The following is a 17,101-nucleotide window of genomic DNA, read 5'->3' as shown; positions in this document are numbered from 1 at the left end:
AAACCAATACACAATATATTGTTAAATATTTAATGGTAGTTAAAAATTGTAAGAAATTTATATAAATATAATTATAACTATTTGAAAAATAGCTATTTATAATTTTTATAAAGTAGGAAAGTAATTAGATAAACAGGGAGGGAGCTAAACAAATTCCTTAACAAGACCTATCAAGGTATTGGCATCTTGTTCACCACTTTGTCGCCATTTCATTTCACCATTTTTGTAGATCATAAGAGTAGGTAGACCTTTTACGCGCAATGCATCAGAAAGTTCCTGGTTTTTCTCGATATCAATTTTAATAACTCGAGCCTTATCACCTAGGGCCGCGGCAACATCACGTAACACAGGATGCATCTCTTTACAGGCCTCATCCCATTCTGCATAAAAGTCAAGCAAAACTGGCACGTTTGTTTCTATTAGTTCTCCAAATTTTGACATACGTTTGAAGTATTTCTTTTAAATGCTAATTACAAATATAACATTTCCCCTTAATTAGGCACTATTCACCCTTTTTTTTAGTTGAATCACAGTCACTTCTGGCCAGATTCCTACTCGACCGGGATAGCCTAAAAACCCGAAGCCCCTATTTACATTTATATATCTTCCCAATTCTTCATAAATCCCTGCCCAATGTTCATAGCGATACTTTACAGGGCTCCATTTAAACCAACCTGGAATTTCTATACCAAATTGCATACCGTGTGTATGACCCGATAAGGTTAAGTGAAAATGCCTATCGTCTTGCTTTACTTTTTCCGCCCAATGGGAAGGATCATGGCTCATTAATATTTTAAAATCAGTTTTTGAAACACCTGCACACGCTTTCTCTAAATCTCCAGCCTTTTTGAATCCACCTGCTCCCCAATTTTCTACACCGATGAGTTTTATTTGATCTCCATTTCTAGTGATTTCAACATGTTCATTCAACAGTAATTTCCATCCCATTTCCTTCTGAATATCCTTCAATTTTTGAAGATTATTTTTTTTATCAACTTCCGTTGGCCAACCAATATAATCTCCATAATCGTGGTTTCCCAGTACCGAATACACTCCATCCTTAGCAGTGAGTTTAGAGAAATATTCCTTCCAGGGTAGCATTTCATCAGCTTTATTATTTACCAAGTCTCCTGTAAACAAAATAACATCGCTTTGTTGTTCATTAATTAAATCAACCCCATAAGCGACTTTCTTTTTATTATCAAAGCTTCCACTATGCACGTCACTTATTTGTGTAATAGTATACCCATCAAAAGCATCAGGAAGGTCGTCAAACTCAAGGGCGTATTTGAGAACTTTGTAATTATACTTACCTCGGTACATTCCGTAAAGCAAAGACGCAAACGGAATAGCTGCCACCCCAATAGCAATGGTACTTATAAATTTTCTTCTAGAAGGCAAATAAAAACCATCATCACTTCCTCCAAATTTTGAAAAAAGTCCTACTCCAAAACGAATAATATCTTCCCCAAACATAAATACTATTACCAGCAGTTTTGGAACAAAAATGGTAAGGAATAAACCAAAGGTATACATACGGGAGGGTGTCATTTGTCTCCCATGAACTCCTCCAGTAAGTTGGTAAATAAACAACCCCAATAAGACTATAGAAACTATAAAATACAACCAATGTAACCATTGGCTTTTTGAAACGGTTTTAATTGCCTGAAAAGCATAGATGTCTATTAAGAAATAAATAGAGATAAAAATTATCCAACGAACCATATTTTTCCTTTAAGTCGATAAAGATACAGGGCTTAGTAAAAGTAAAGTAAGAATTTACTTTTTTTTAACGTGTTTTTGTACCTTCGGTTTTTCCAACCCTCAATGGTATGAAACGAAGAACATTTATACAAAATGCATCCTTAAGCAGTTTAGGCATTGTTGCAGCAGCTTCTGTTATTGGTTGTAAAGAAAATGAAATTGTTAAAGGAGGTGCTACTTCTAATAATTCTGAAAGCACTATTCCTGTAGTTATTGCCACTTGGAATGTTCCCAATTCTACTAAAAAAGCCTGGGAAGTTATTGAAAATGGAGGCGCAGCATTAGATGCTATTGAGCAAGGTTGTATGGTAGAAGAAGCCAATGCCGAAGGACAAAGCGTAGGTATTGGAGGACTCCCCGATCGTGACGGAAACGTTACTCTTGATGCTTGTATCATGAACAAAGAAGGCAATTATGGAGCGGTAGTATATCTTCAAAATATTAAGCACCCTATTTCAGTTGCACGAAAGGTGATGGAAAATACACCTCATGTTATTTTAGCCGGAAAAGGAGCCGAACAATTTGCCTATGCCGAAGGGTTTCAGAAAGAAAACTTACTTACGGAAGCCTCTAAAAAAGCTTGGGAAGGATGGAAAAAAACCTCAGAATATAAACCCATTATTAATATCGAAAACCATGACACTATTGGGATGCTTGCAATCGATAAAAATGGTGACATCTCAGGGGGCTGTACCACAAGTGGCTTGGCATATAAAATGGCAGGACGTGTAGGTGATTCGCCTATTATTGGGTCGGGGCTTTTTATTGACAATGAAGTAGGCGGCGCTACAGCAACAGGTTTGGGAGAGGAAGTATTAAAAACTGTGGGTAGTTTTCTAATTGTTGAATTGATGCGACAGGGGAAATCTCCTCAAGAAGCCTGTGAAGAAGCAATAGGTAGAATTGTGTCAAAAAATAAAGACTTCAAAGATTTTCAGGTGGGTTATATTGCTGTAAATAAAAAAGGGGAAACCGGTTATTTTAGTATTCATGAGGGGTTTTCTGTCACAAAACATAGTGAAAAAGAGAACATTAATATTCCTTCAAAGTTTTTCAATAAAGCATAAACAATCCTTTTGCTTTGAGTTAAATTGAAATAAAATCATCTTCAAAACCCTTAATTATTTCACAAAAATGAAATAATTGAGTGGGGTAATATAATTTTTAATAGTTTTGCAGTACATAAGTAGGTTGATCCCTTATGGGGGTTAATCAAATTTGGGGCGAAAAGTCATCACATCTGTGGTGGCTTTTCTATTTTAAACCCATTCTTCTTTTAAAAATCTATGAATTCATATAGGTTTCCCAAATCTTCATAATTTATCTTTGAAGTCCCAACTCTTTCTTCCTGAACCACCTACTTAGCTAGGTATGTTACTCAAAACACAGAATTATGAAGAAGTTTATTTTATTTAGTCTTGTCACCCTTTTTTGCCATAGTCTATTTTCTCAAGTAGGTATAGGCAATACCGATCCAAAATCTACCTTGGATATAAGCGCAACAAACATAGCAACGCCTTCCAACACAGATGGAATTCTTATCCCTAGAGTAGATGATTTCCCAGCAACAAACCCCACTGTGGATCAGGACGGAATGATGGTTTTTGCTACTGGTAATGGTACGCCTTCCAAAGGATTTTATTATTGGGATAATGGCAGTACAAGTTGGGTTGCAATTTCTTCAGGTGGAGGAAGTGATGATGATTGGTATGAAGAAAACACCACATCTCCTCCAACTTCAAACTCGGCAGATATATTTACCGATGGAAATGTGGGTATTGGCCTTAGCAATGTTTCATATCCATTACAAATAGAATCCCAAACAGCGGGAAGAATGATTAGCCTTTTTAATGAAAGTACAGGGAGCAGTGTTTACGGAATTAGAAACACAATAGATGAGAGTGCAGCATCTTCAAATGGTTCTACCAATGGAATTTCAAATCTTATAACTAGAACAAATCAAGGCAGTATTTCGGGTGTTTCAAATTCCTTTTCAGGATCAGTATCAACTAATAGTTTTGGTTACCTATATGGCTATCAAAATTCTTTTGGAAACTCAACTTCAACCTCGACATTTGGTTTATTAAATAGATTTCAGGGAGTAGCAACCACAGCTTCTGGACTAACCAATCTATTGGGAAATTCCATTACAACTTTTTACGGAGTGGATAATCATGATATCACTGGGGGCAGTTTGTCTGGCAACTTTTACGGTTTGTATAATAATATTTCAGATAGTGGCTCTGGCGATAGATATGGTGTTTACACAATCTTATCAGAAACAGGTTCTGGCGACAAATATGGAGAATATATTGAAATTCCTACTACTGCCGGAGGAACGCATTATGGTGTTTATTCAGATGTACAAAACGGTGCTGGCTATGCTGGATACTTCTTAGGTAGGACTTCATTAGGAACGGGAACTACAAACAGATATTTAATGCCTGCTGCAGACGGTACTGCTGGTCAAGTCATGACTACCGACGGTGCAGGAAATATTAGTTTTACAACTCCAAGTTCAGGAGGCGGAACACTTGACCAAGCCTATGATTTTGGTGGCGCTGGAGCAGGAAGAACCATTACTGCAGACAGTGGAGCGGTTATTATTGAAGGAAATGGAGGTCTTAGGGTAGAAAGCACAAATGAAACCAACATGCTACGTGTAGATGGAGCAAATGATGCAGTGGGTATTGGTGAAAATACTCCTGTAAGTCCATTACAAATAGGAATTACTACTCCATTCGACCTTGCTGTTGCCAATAGTGGACAAGACGGTATATTTATTAAAGGAGGTAACAGTGGTGGGTTAAACCAAATTGGAGGCTCCATTGGTTTTGGGGGTGCTTCAACCACTAGAAGTGATGGAAGAAGAGCTGCCATCGCATCTATTCAAAGCGGTGCAGATGAAGATAATATTGGGCTTGGATTCTATATCCACAATGGTCCCATTAACACAGAACCTATGGTGGAAGGAATGCGTCTTAAGCATAATGGTAATTTAGGAATTAACAATAACGACCCTTCAGCGACTTTGGATGTTGTAGGAACCTTGCAGTTTGTAGATGGTAATGAAGCTTCCGGATTTGTATTAGCTTCTGATGCTACGGGGAATGCTACTTGGACAAATCCCACTACACTAATTACTCCTGGTGCTCAAAAAATTGACGATCTCACCGACGGAAAAAGTGATAGTGATGGAACGGATGATGGCTCGTCAATTTTTATAGGTATTAGTGCAGGGGCTGCAGATGACGGAACTGATAAACAAAATGTGGCCATTGGGTTTCAATCCTTTGCAACCGGATTAGGAGTCTTTAATACAGCTCTGGGATACGAAGCAATGAGTAATGCAACAGCTGGCAACTCAAACACAGCCATTGGGAGACAAACCCTACAAAATAATTCCGGTGGTGGCAATACAGCGCTGGGAAATTCAGCTTTGACTTCCAATACTTCAGGTAGTTCCAATACAGCTATTGGAAACTCTGCATTACTATTTAATACAACTGGACATGGAAATGTTGCTGTTGGGCTAAATGCGGGTAGAAATATTTCTAGTGGTAGTGACAATGTCTTAATTGGTCGAGACACAGGTCCAGCGACATCATCTGTAATTAATGACCGTCTTTTTATTGATAACCAATCAGGTTTAAATCCATTGATATATGGAGAATTTGATAACGATATTGTTAGAATTAATGGGGAACTTCAAGTAGATGACCCCACAGGAACAGGTTATTCGTTCCCAACAACTGATGGAACTTCAGGTCAGGTATTGACAACCGACGGTGTTGGGCAATTAAGCTTTACAACTCTTACCCTTACAGATACCCAAAACACATTAGATCAAGCGTATGATGAAGGAGGTGCTGGTGCAGGCAGAACCATTACTGCAGATAATGGAGCTGTTACAATTAATGGGCAAGACGGGTTTATGGTAACAGGAGGCTTTGGATCTGGAGATATTGTTTCCGTAACTGGTATTGGAACAAGGATGTTTTTCAACCCTAATAAGGCAGCATTTAGAGCAGGTAGCGTTGGCAGTGGTGGGATTTATGACCCAACAGCTTGGGATGATGCCAATATAGGGGCACGATCTTTTGCTGTTAATATTGGCACTATTGCTAGTGCAAGTTATTCATTTGCTTCAGGTGTTTCGACCGAAGCTTCAGGGTATGCATCAACCGCTATGGGTTATATAAGTGAGGCATCTGGATGGTATTCAACAGCCATGGGAGAAGGCACAATTGCAACTGGATCGGGAGAAATGGCCGTTGGTTCTTACAACAAAACTGGAATATCACGTGTTTTTGTGGTTGGAAATGGAACTAGCGATGTAAATCGCTCCAATGCCTTTGAAGTTTTTGATTCTGGAGTAATTACTTTTAATGAGGCATACTCCTTTCCAACTTTTGATGGATCTGCTAATCAAGTATTAAGAACAAATGGTGCAGGAACTGTAACTTGGGCTACACTTTCTGGTGAAGCTACAACAGCAAGTAACGGTCTTAGCGAAACTGGTAACGATGTTAGATTGGGAGGAACGTTATCACAAATTACTACAATTGATCAAGGAAATAATAATCTTCGTTTTGATTTAACTGGTAACGGAGGTTTTATGGTTTTAGATAACGGCACTATAGAGTTCATTGTAGAAGATTCTGGGGATGTAGGTATAGGGACCAATAACCCTAACTACCAATTGGATGTTAATGAATCTGATAATACCAAAGCCATTGGGGTAAATATCCAAAAAACCGATAATACTTCCACCTTAAATACCGCCGCCATGAGTGTGACTAAAACAGCCTCTGGAACAGGGAGTTCTAGTGTGATAACTACTTTTGCAGATGGTACCGGATCTGGTGAGCAACGTGGTATATATAACATTTTAAACGGGACTGGAACAGGAAATAAATACGGTGTAAAAAACGAATTAACCAGTGCTAGTAATGGATTACAATATGGTATGGAAAACAATTTCTCTGGAGGTACGAGTAGTGTGCGATATGCAATTAGAAATAACTTTTCAGCTGGAACAGGTACACAATTAGGAATGTATAATTCTTTTGCCAATAACACCTCAGGAGCCGATACTGGTATTAGTAATTTCTTTAGCGGGACAAATGCTGCAGCTAAAACAGGTCTTTCCAACATTTTTGCAATAGCATCAGCAGGGGATCAAACAGGGATAGTTAATTCTTTTGGAAGCACTTCAAACACAAATAAAGTTGGCGGTTACACAAGCTTTAGCAGCACTACAGGGGGTGCCATGTATGGCTTTCAGGTAGATGTTACTGCTACAGGAGCAACAAATAAGTATGGAATTTATGTAGATTTTGATACGGCTGTTACAGGAACCAATAATTATGGAGTTTATTCTATTGTTGATAATACCGATGGTTGGTCTGGATATTTTGAAGGTAAAAATTACGTCTCTGATGCCATTGGCATAAACAATCCAGCACCGGATGGTAGGCTTGATATTATTCATAATAGTACGGGGGCAACCTCACCTCATATTATGCTTACGGCTCAAAATGCAAATGCAGGGACAAGAATTGTTTTTGATAATGCTGTAGAAACTACTAATAACTGGGTACTTTTTGCTCGAGCCGATGATGACGTGAACGGCGGGACGTTTAATATATTTTCTAGCGAAGCTGGAACTAATGTAGTGCGATTGGATAGTGATGGTAAAATGGGGGTTATGCGTAATCCTGCCACCAATACTCTAGAAGTAGAAGGAGATGCTTCAAAATCTACCGCAGGTTCTTGGTTGGCAAATAGTGACCAAAGATTGAAAAAAGAAATTAAATCTATAAGTGGAGAAACTGCTTTAGATAAAATTGAAAAAATGCGCGGAGTGACCTATTTATGGAATGATGACAAAACAGGAACAAAACGTCCTGAAGGATTACAATACGGTTTTATTGCGCAAGAATTAATGGAAGTATTTCCTGAAAAGGTAACCAAAGACAACCTTGGATTCTATCAAACAGCCTATGGCGATTACGACCCCATATTTGTAGAAGCCATTAAAGAGTTGAAAGACGAGGTAGATACCTTATCTGAAGAAAACCAAAAACTAAAGGCACAACTTTCAAAATATGAAAGTTTGGAAGCACGGTTAAGTGCTTTAGAAGCAAATAATCCAAGTAACAATACATCTGGAATAACTTCAGAAAAAAAGAAATAGTTGAAGTTCATAATACAACTATGTTTTTGAGTATAAAAAGCCGCTGTTGGGAGCGGCTTTTTAAAACTAATTTAATATCTTTAACTAACTAAAAAACAAACCAATATGAAAACAATTTTAACATTTACCCTCAGCATTTTCATGTTATTTTCTTTTTCAAATTGTAATAATTCAAAAAGTGAATATTCAGAAAAAAAAGAAAATGAAAGCGTTTCTTTATCAAAAGAAGATCTAGTAAAAAGAGGAGAATACCTCGTAAACACTATTGGGTGTGATCATTGTCACACACCAAAAAAAATGACGGATCATGGTCCAATTCCAGATATGGATCGTCGTTTTATGGGTTTTCCAGCTACCGATTCTATAGCTGAAATTAATAAAGATGTCCTTGGCCCAGGAAAATGGATATTATTAAACAATGATCTAACTGCCGCAGTGGGGCCTTGGGGGGTTAGTTTTAGTGCTAATATTACCTCAGATGAATCTGGGATTGGCACATGGAGCTTCGAACAATTTAAAAAATCTACTACGGAAGGAAAGTATAAAGGGATGGAAAACAGTCGCCCTGTAATGCCTCCTATGCCTTGGGAGTCTTTAAATTTATTGGAAGAGGATGATCTTAAAGCTATTTATGAATTTTTAATGTCCACAAAACCTATTGAAAATGTCGTGCCAGCTTATATTCCACCTCCCGCCATGTAAAGCATAAAAAATTACCCCCATCTAGTTTTAGATGGGGGTTTTTAATTATAGTGTAAACTTAGTAACACCTTGAGCATCCTGCTCTTTAAAGCGTTTTACCAAATCTAATGCATCTGGTATCACATCACTACATAATACAATAAGAGAGTCCTTTTCGGCATGGTTTACGGCATATGTAATAGCTTCTTTTTCGGAAGGAATGATGGTCGTTTTCTTATTGGGGTCTTTCATCTGTATCCCATCATTCAACATTTTAATAAGTTCGGCTTCAGTTTTACCACGTAAACGCTTATCCTGTCTTATAATAATTTCATCAAACATTTCAGCGGCCAGGCTACCCATTTCGTTGTTATCTTCTACTCTCCTATCACCTACACCTGCAATTATCCCAACTTTTTTAGAACATTCAATAGTATCTGTAAATTCCTTTAAAGCACGCATCCCTGCTGGGTTATGAGCATAATCTAGTAATACTTTAAAATTTTCAAAATGGAATAAGTTTAACCTTCCTGGAGTTTGTGAAGCCGAAGGAATAAAAGTCTCTAATGCCGCTTTTATATCTTGATTACTTACCCCTCGAACATGAGCAGCAAGCACAGCAGCTAAGACATTTTTAATCATAAATAAGGCTCTTCCTCCATACGTTAAAGGAATTTGTTCGGCACGCATAATCCGCATTTTCCACACCCCTCTACAAATAGTTACAAAGCCATTTTCATACACAGCTGTAATTCCTCCTAGACGTTGCATGGCTTGAATTCGCGGATTTTCTTCATCCATGGAAAATAATGCTACATTGCAGTTTACCGTTCTTCGCATATCGTACACCAAATCATCATCGGCATTTAAAATAGCATACCCATCTGGTAATACGGTTTCAGGAATAACTCCTTTTACTTTTGCCAACTGTTCTATAGTATGTATCCCTTTTAAACCTAAATGATCGGCTTCTACATTCGTCACAATTCCTACATCACACTTATGAAATCCTAACCCTGCTCTCAGTAACCCCCCACGGGCACACTCCAATACAGCAAAATTGACTGTTGGGTCTTTTAAAACAAATTCGGCACTGGCAGGACCTGTACAATCACCTTTCATTAATAGTCTATTTTGAATATAAACACCATCGCTCGTGGTATATCCCACTCGATAGCCATTCATTTTTGCAATGTGAGCGATAAGTCTACTTGTTGTTGTTTTACCGTTAGTTCCTGTGATAGCAATAATGGGAATTCTCCCAGTATCTCCCATTTTGGGAAACAATTTATCAACCACTGGAGCCGCAACATTACGCGGTAACCCAGAGGTTGGAGCCAAGTGCATTCTAAATCCAGGCCCTGCATTTACTTCTAATACGGCACCACCAGTTTCGGATAGCGGCTGACTAATATCTGTAGTCATCACATCTATACCACAAATATCGAGGTCAATAATTCGTGATATACGCTCTGCCATTTCAATATTTTCGGGATGCATAATATCTGTGACATCCTCGGCAGTCCCTCCTGTGCTTAGATTGGCAGTGTCTTTTAAAATAAGCATTTCATCCTTTGGTATTACAGACTCCAAAGTATATCCTGCATCTTTAATAATGTTTTTTGTTAATTCATTTACTGTAATTTGAGTCAACACATTTTCATGACCATAACCTCGTCGTGGATCACTATTTACAATATCAATTAATTCTTGTACGGTTGATTTTCCATCCCCAATTACGTGGGCAGGAGTCCGCAAAGCAGCAGCTACTAGTTTATTATTGATTACAAGAATTCTATAGTCTCTTCCGGTAATAAACTTTTCTACAATAATCGCCCCATTTTTAGAGCTTTCTTTAGCATTTCTAAAAGCCACAAGTGCTTCTTCATAATTTTGAATATCCACGGTAATTCCTCTTCCATGATTCCCATCTACGGGTTTAATCACTAATGGGAAACCTACATATCGACATGCTTCTTCGAGACTACTTTCTCTTCTTATGATATCACCCTTTGGAACTTCAACCTCTGCCTGTTCCAATAAGAATTTGGTGTCTTCTTTATCACACGCCAATTCCACTCCTATAGAGGAAGTTTCAGAAGTAACAGTAGCCTGAATTCGTTTTTGATTGGCTCCATAACCTAACTGACAAAGTGAATATTTATTTAAACGAATCCACGGAATGCCTCTACTAGCTGCTTCCTCCACAATAGAACCAGTACTTGGCCCTAATCTTTCGTCCTCACGAAGTTCACGCATGCGCTGAATATCGTATTCTAAATCGTATTCTTTTCCTTCAATTAACGCTTCACAAATGGCTACGGAAACTTTTGCAGCGTATCTCCCAACCGATTCTTCAATATAGGAAAACACCACATTATATACTCCTTTTTCGCCGTAGTCACGAGTTCTTCCAAAGCCAGTATCCATTCCCGCTAGGGTTTGTATTTCTAAAGCGATGTGTTCTATAATATGCCCCATCCAAGTTCCTTCTTCAACACGTTGGAAAAACCCGCCTGGCTCACCTACGGAACATCGATGGCTATACATTGTGGGAAACATTTTTTCAAGCCTTTCTTTAAATCCATCTATTTTATTTGAGGGCCGCTCTTCCATGTCTTCCAAGTCCAAAACCATAACGATTAATTTATGGCGACGAACCGACCAGTAGTTTGGGCCGCGCATGGCATTTATTTCCCGAATCTTCATATATAAATAATTATTAGTTGATTATTGTCAAAGATTATAAATATATAATTTTTTTACTTCAAAAACGTGTATTTTTGCACGATTGAAATTTATAGCATGAAGACAAAAGGAATTCTAATACCCATTGGAGGAAATGAAGACAAAGGAATTGAACTCAACGAGCAATACACCCTAGAGTTTATTAGTGAGGGCATCCTTTATCATGTGGTAAAAGAAGCTGGTGGTATCTATTCAAATATTGTGGTTATTCCTACTGCTTCAAGTATTCCTGATGAAGTGGGTCAAAATTATTTAGAAGCCTTTGGAAAATTAGGATGCAAGAATGTTCATATTATGGACATTCGCTCTCGCGAGCAATCTGAAGATCCAAAAAATGTTGGAATCATAAAAAAAGCAAATTGTGTTATGTTTTCTGGTGGAAATCAGTCCAATATTACTCGAGAAATAGGGGGCACAAAAATCCACGATTTACTTATTGAAAAATTTCGCAAAGAACATTTTGTAATTGCAGGAACAAGTGCTGGGGCTATGTGTATGTCTCAAGAAATGATTACTGGCGGAAACATTAAAGAAGCTTTTACCAAAGGCGCCGTTGGAATGGGTCCAGGGATGGGCTTTATTCCAAATCTTATTATTGATTCTCATTTTATTAGAAGAGGTCGTTTTGGGCGATTGGCTGAAGCCGTTGCGCGTCATCCAAAATTAATTGGCGTTGGTTTAGCAGAAGATACAGGGCTAATTATTCGGGAAGGAAAAACGTTCGAAGTAATTGGATCTGGAATGGTTGTATTATTTGATCCTCGTAAAATAAAGCACAATAACGAGAAAATACTAGAACCAGGGACACCCATGACACTCACAAATTTGAAAACTCATGTGTTAGCGAACGGAGATGTTTTCAATATTAAAGATCGAAAAATAACAGTGCTTCCGGTAGATGCACCTTTTGTTTAGTCCTTATAAATTGCTAATCCTTTTTTCCCAACTGAAGTTTTAAAAGCACGGTACATTCCTTCGGTATTAAATGGCATCGCAATATTTCCTTTAAAATCTACTGCAATTAAACCTCCGTCTCCCCCTAATTGCAATACTTTATTTTGAATCACCTCTGAAGCTGCTTCCTCTAAGGACAATCCTTTGTATTCCATTAAGCAGGAAACATCATAAGCCACCACACCCCGTATAAAATATTCACCACTTCCAGTACAACTCACAGCACACGTTTTGTTATTAGCATAAGTTCCAGCGCCTAACATTGGACTGTCCCCCACGCGCCCCCACTTTTTATTGGTCATTCCTCCCGTTGATGTTGCTGCAGCTATATTGCCATAACCGTCGCATGCTACGGCTCCTACAGTCCCAAATTTACCATCCTTTTTAACACTATGGTCCAATTGAAAAGTCGTGCTATCTTTTATTCCTTGCCATTGTTGGTAGCGAACCTCATCATAAAAATAATGGGGAGGTAACACTTCATATCCATTTTTTTTTGCAAACTGCATGGCGCCTTCTCCAGCTAGAAATACATGGTCACTTTTTTCCATAACATCCCTCGCTAACAAAATAGGGTTTTTAATTCCTGTGATTAGAGAAACGGCTCCTCCTTTTAAGTTACTACCGTCCATAATGGCGGCATCCATTTCGTGTGTACCCTGGTTGGTAAACACACTTCCCTTACCTGCATTAAATAGAGGTGTATCTTCTAATTCCTTTACAGCTGTTTCAACGGCATCCAAGGAACTTCCGCCATTATTCAAAATGGTATATCCAGCTTCTAAAGCTTTCTGCAAGGCGCTTTTATATTGAGCTTCTAATTCCGAAGTCATTAATCCTTTCACCAAAGTTCCAGCACCTCCGTGAATAGCAATAGAAAAATTATTTTTCATGTTACATTTTTAATAGTTCCGAAAAATACAAATTGCCCTTTAATTAATTTCTATTCGCCAAAGAAGTTTTGTAGTTTTAGGGTTTCAACCACACATTTTATGTCACAACAAAAAAGACTCTTTCTCGTAGATGCCTATGCTTTAATTTTTAGAGGCTACTACGCTTTCATTAAAAACCCTCGAATAAACTCAAAAGGGATGGATACTTCTGCTATTTTGGGGTTTACCAACTCACTTTTAGATGTAATTAAACGTGAACATCCAGACCACTTAGCGGTTTGTTTTGACAAGGGCGGAAGCGATGTGCGCAATGAAATGTTTGAAGCCTATAAAGCCAATCGTGATGAAACCCCTGAGGCTATTAGACTAGCCGTTCCATATATTGAAAAAATACTGAAAGCCATGAATATTCCTATTATGGTGAAAGAAGGGTATGAAGCCGACGATATTATAGGTACGCTTGCTAAAAAAGCTGAAAAAGAAGGTTACCAAACGTTTATGGTAACACCAGATAAAGATTTTGCGCAATTGGTTTCTGAGAATATTTTTATGTACAAGCCAAATTCCTTTGGTGGCGGGTATGAAGTTTGGGGTATTCCCGAAGTTCAAAAAAAGTTTGAAGTAGAAACTCCAGACCAAGTGATTGATTTTCTTGGAATGATGGGTGACAGTGCCGATAACATTCCAGGGCTTCCTGGAGTCGGCGAAAAAACAGCAAAGAAGTTTATTGCCGAATTTGGCTCTATGGAAAACCTTTTGGCTAATACCGATAAGCTGAAAGGAAAAATGAAGGAAAAGGTAGAAGCTTCCAAAGAATTAGGATTACTTTCAAAAGAATTGGCTAAAATATTATTGGATGTGCCTGTAGAGTTTGATGAAAAGGATTTTGAAATGTGCGACCCAGATATTACAGGGGTTACCGAAATTTTTGAAGAACTTGAGTTTAGAAGATTAACAGATAATTTTCTGAAAACATTTTCAAAAGAAACTTCTGCTACAACCCCCACCGAAAATAAAGAAGAAACGAAACCACAACCAAAAACCACTTCAAAATCGGCAGGGGCTGGACAGTTTTCACTTTTTGGAGGAGATGATCAAACTACAGAAGAAAGTCAAGTTTACAGCTCCCGAAATTCGTATAAAGATGTCCCTCACCTTTATCAAACAGTCCAACATGGGTTGGGCACAAAACTCTTTGTTCAAAATTTATTGAATCAAAAGAGTGTATGTTTTGATACAGAAACCACAGGACTAAATCCTTTAACTGCCGAGTTGGTGGGGATTGCCTTTAGCTGGGAAGCTGGCAGCGGATTTTACCTTCCTTTTCCTGAAGCAAGAGAAGAGGCCCAAGAACTTATTGAACAGCTCAACCCCTTTTTTGAAAATGAATCCATTCAAAAAATTGGTCAGAATTTAAAATACGATATTAAAGTATTAAAAAAATATGGCGTTTCTGTAAAAGGAAAATTATTCGATACCATGTTGGCACACTATCTTATCAATCCAGATATGCGTCATAACATGGATGTTTTGGCAGAAACCTATTTAAACTACACGCCTATTTCTATTGAAGAACTCATTGGTAAAAAAGGAAAAAATCAACTTTCCATGCGCGATGTGCCCATAGAGCAACAAACCGAATATGCTGTTGAAGATGCCGATATTACCCTTCAGCTTAAAAATCATTTTGAAACAGAATTAGGTGAGGCCAACACTCAAAAACTTTTCGATGAAATTGAAATCCCCCTCCTTCGTGTTTTAGCAGATATGGAATTGGAAGGGATAAACCTTGATAAAGGTTTTTTGAAATCTCTTTCGGTTGAGTTGGACAGTGATATTAAGAAGTTGGAAACCGAAATTTATGAAGCTGCTGGAGAAACTTTCAATATTGCATCTCCTAAACAGTTGGGAGAGATTTTATTCGATAAAATGAAGTTAGTCGATAAACCCAAAAAGACTAAAACTGGGCAGTATTCTACAGCCGAAGATGTACTCTCCTATTTAGCCAAAGACCATAAAATTATTCGAGATATATTAGAATTTAGAGGGCTTTCAAAATTAAAAAGCACCTATGTAGATGCCCTACCAGAACAAGTGGAACCTAGCACCAATCGCGTACATACAGACTATATGCAAACGGTTGCCGCTACAGGCCGCTTGGCAAGTAACAACCCTAATTTGCAGAATATTCCTATTCGTACTGAGCGTGGTCGACAAGTGCGAAAGGCGTTTATCCCAAGAGATAAAGAGTATGTGCTTTTGGCAGCAGATTATAGTCAAATTGAATTACGAATTATTGCCGCTTTAAGCGAGGAAGATACCATGATACAAGCCTTTAAAAATGGCGAAGACATTCACGCCTCGACCGCTTCAAAGGTGTTTAATGTTCCTATTAACGAAGTCACTCGCGAACAGCGTAGCAATGCCAAAACGGTAAACTTCGGGATTATTTATGGGGTTTCAGCTTTTGGATTGAGCAATCAAACCGATTTAAATAGAACAGAAGCCAAAGACTTAATTGAAGCCTATTATAAAACATATCCAAAGCTTCGGAAATATATGAGCGGGCAAGTGGATTTTGCACGTGAAAACGAATATGTACAAACCGTTTTGGGGCGACGTCGCTATTTAAAAGACATTAATAGCCGCAACGCGGTGGTACGTGGAGCTGCTGAAAGAAACGCCGTAAATGCACCCATCCAGGGAAGTGCTGCAGATATTATTAAAATTGCAATGATCAATATCCATCAAAAATTGGAAGCAGGTAATTTTAAAAGCAAAATGTTGCTTCAGGTTCATGATGAATTAGTCTTTGATGCCTACAAACCCGAACTCGACAAACTAAAAACACTTATTAAAACCGAAATGGAAAGCGCCTATCCATTAGCCGTTCCATTAGATGTAGACATGGGAATTGGAGAAAACTGGTTGGAAGCGCATTAAATAGCAGAAGGCACCCCATTGCTGGAGTGCCCGCCTCACATTTACAGGTTAAAAATAAATTTAACCCATAAAATGTCTTAATAATTGTCAATTTTAATACCCATTAACATTTAATCACTAGGCTCTCTGCTATACACATAAGGGCAAAAATTGAACTACTTTAAAAGTGATTATTGAAAATCTATGTTTAAATGTATGTTAGATTCCTCAATAAATTGAAAATAAAGATTGCCCAAAGATGGGTATTCGTTATGGTAAGACCTTTCCCCGATGAAATGGAAGAAAGGATAAAATGTTTTAAACTAAAAAAAGCCGAAAGATATTTTTCGGCTTTTTTAGTTGTATGTAAAAATGGCTATTGTTTCGTATACACAAAGGTAACATCTTCGGTAGTAAAACCTGTACCTCCAGCTTCTTCTACTTCTACAAAAAATCCACTTGGTATAACTATTGTTAAAACAGAACCAGACAATGTTCCTGAAATAGTTTCTCCACTTTCTGTTATACTAATTGTATTACCACTTTGTGTCCAACTAAACGTGTTGGTTTCTGTTTCCTGTACACAAGTAACTGAGTATTCATATTCTGTTGTGGAACCTGCAACGAGCTCTAATGTAATGTCTGCATAAGATCTATTAGTGGCAGTTCCCGATCCATTTCCATTAAATAAAACAGTTTCATTTTGATAACAATTGGTTTCACTCATAATATTATTACTAGCGGTTCCGTCTTCATTAAAATCGAATCCAGTTTCTGTAGTAAAAGAGGTAAGTTTCCAAGTTCCTTCTAAAGAAGTTCCAGAATCACCATCATCATCTTTTTTGCAACTAAAAAGCAAGCTTGCTATTAGCAGTGTAAATACAATTTTTTTCATTTTTATTATGTTAATTTATTAAGAGTGCAAAGCAACGCATAATTA

The 17,101-nt window shown here is 37.8% G+C and carries 10 protein-coding genes; 5 read left to right on the top strand and 5 right to left on the bottom strand.

Annotated features, from left to right (window positions below; translation table 11 throughout):
* Positions 1-144: 144 nt before the first annotated feature.
* Entirely contained in the window at positions 145-441 is a 297-nt protein-coding gene (locus KXJ69_RS10850) for a thioredoxin family protein (protein ID WP_219053133.1), read from the bottom strand.
* Positions 442-495: 54 nt separating this feature from the next.
* A complete protein-coding gene (locus KXJ69_RS10845) occupies positions 496-1,725 on the bottom strand; it encodes a metallophosphoesterase (RefSeq protein WP_219053132.1) in 1,230 nt (409 codons plus the stop codon).
* A 107-nt stretch (positions 1,726-1,832) separates the two neighbouring features.
* Here KXJ69_RS10845 and KXJ69_RS10840 point away from each other — a divergent pair, with 107 nt between their 5' ends.
* From KXJ69_RS10840 to KXJ69_RS10830, 3 genes are all read left to right on the top strand, one after another.
* A complete protein-coding gene (locus KXJ69_RS10840; protein ID WP_219053131.1) occupies positions 1,833-2,831 on the top strand; it encodes an isoaspartyl peptidase/L-asparaginase family protein in 999 nt (332 codons plus the stop codon).
* Between the two features lie 326 nt (positions 2,832-3,157).
* Positions 3,158-7,963 carry a tail fiber domain-containing protein gene (locus tag KXJ69_RS10835; RefSeq protein WP_219053130.1) on the top strand — a complete coding sequence of 1,602 codons (4,806 nt, stop codon included), beginning with the start codon at positions 3,158-3,160 and terminating at the stop codon, positions 7,961-7,963.
* Positions 7,964-8,068: 105 nt separating this feature from the next.
* Positions 8,069-8,665, top strand: coding sequence for a c-type cytochrome (locus tag KXJ69_RS10830; RefSeq protein ID WP_219053129.1), 597 nt, complete (start codon positions 8,069-8,071; stop codon positions 8,663-8,665).
* A 45-nt stretch (positions 8,666-8,710) separates the two neighbouring features.
* Here KXJ69_RS10830 and cphA read toward each other — a convergent pair whose 3' ends face one another.
* Entirely contained in the window at positions 8,711-11,353 is a 2,643-nt protein-coding gene (cphA, locus tag KXJ69_RS10825; RefSeq protein ID WP_219053128.1) for a cyanophycin synthetase, read from the bottom strand.
* A gap of 96 nt (positions 11,354-11,449) precedes the next feature.
* Here cphA and KXJ69_RS10820 point away from each other — a divergent pair, with 96 nt between their 5' ends.
* Positions 11,450-12,307 (top strand): cyanophycinase, encoded by an 858-nt coding sequence (locus tag KXJ69_RS10820; RefSeq protein ID WP_219053127.1) that lies wholly within the window; start codon positions 11,450-11,452, stop codon positions 12,305-12,307.
* On the opposite strand, the gene KXJ69_RS10815 is transcribed toward KXJ69_RS10820, so the two are convergent.
* Positions 12,304-13,239 (bottom strand): isoaspartyl peptidase/L-asparaginase family protein, encoded by a 936-nt coding sequence (locus KXJ69_RS10815; RefSeq protein WP_219053126.1) that lies wholly within the window; start codon positions 13,237-13,239, stop codon positions 12,304-12,306. The genes KXJ69_RS10820 and KXJ69_RS10815 overlap by 4 nt on opposite strands.
* A gap of 99 nt (positions 13,240-13,338) precedes the next feature.
* On the opposite strand from KXJ69_RS10815, the gene polA reads away from it, so the two are divergent.
* Positions 13,339-16,182: a DNA polymerase I gene (gene polA / locus KXJ69_RS10810; protein WP_219053125.1), complete on the top strand. Its 2,844-nt coding sequence runs from the start codon at positions 13,339-13,341 to the stop codon at positions 16,180-16,182.
* 355 nt (positions 16,183-16,537) lie between these two features.
* Here polA and KXJ69_RS10805 read toward each other — a convergent pair whose 3' ends face one another.
* Positions 16,538-17,056: a hypothetical protein gene (locus KXJ69_RS10805; protein ID WP_219053124.1), complete on the bottom strand. Its 519-nt coding sequence runs from the start codon at positions 17,054-17,056 to the stop codon at positions 16,538-16,540.
* Between the last annotated feature and the right edge of the window lie 45 nt (positions 17,057-17,101).

This window comes from Halomarinibacterium sedimenti (assembly GCF_019312585.1).
Classification (GTDB): Bacteria; Bacteroidota; Bacteroidia; order Flavobacteriales; family Flavobacteriaceae; genus Halomarinibacterium; species Halomarinibacterium sedimenti.
Note: the sequence above shows the minus strand (reverse complement) of the source record. Positions and strands in the feature narration are given on the sequence as shown.

What these genes read in the sequence shown, in the direction of transcription:
- polA (WP_219053125.1), top strand. Translation starts at nt 13,339, where the DNA reads ATGTCACAACAAAAAAGACTCTTTCTCGTAGATGCCTATGCTTTAATT.
- KXJ69_RS10850 (WP_219053133.1), bottom strand. Translation starts at nt 441, where the DNA reads ATGTCAAAATTTGGAGAACTAATAGAAACAAACGTGCCAGTTTTGCTT.
- cphA (WP_219053128.1), bottom strand. Translation starts at nt 11,353, where the DNA reads ATGAAGATTCGGGAAATAAATGCCATGCGCGGCCCAAACTACTGGTCG.
- KXJ69_RS10830 (WP_219053129.1), top strand. Translation starts at nt 8,069, where the DNA reads ATGAAAACAATTTTAACATTTACCCTCAGCATTTTCATGTTATTTTCT.
- KXJ69_RS10820 (WP_219053127.1), top strand. Translation starts at nt 11,450, where the DNA reads ATGAAGACAAAAGGAATTCTAATACCCATTGGAGGAAATGAAGACAAA.
- KXJ69_RS10805 (WP_219053124.1), bottom strand. Translation starts at nt 17,056, where the DNA reads ATGAAAAAAATTGTATTTACACTGCTAATAGCAAGCTTGCTTTTTAGT.
- KXJ69_RS10835 (WP_219053130.1), top strand. Translation starts at nt 3,158, where the DNA reads ATGAAGAAGTTTATTTTATTTAGTCTTGTCACCCTTTTTTGCCATAGT.
- KXJ69_RS10815 (WP_219053126.1), bottom strand. Translation starts at nt 13,239, where the DNA reads ATGAAAAATAATTTTTCTATTGCTATTCACGGAGGTGCTGGAACTTTG.
- KXJ69_RS10840 (WP_219053131.1), top strand. Translation starts at nt 1,833, where the DNA reads ATGAAACGAAGAACATTTATACAAAATGCATCCTTAAGCAGTTTAGGC.
- KXJ69_RS10845 (WP_219053132.1), bottom strand. Translation starts at nt 1,725, where the DNA reads ATGGTTCGTTGGATAATTTTTATCTCTATTTATTTCTTAATAGACATC.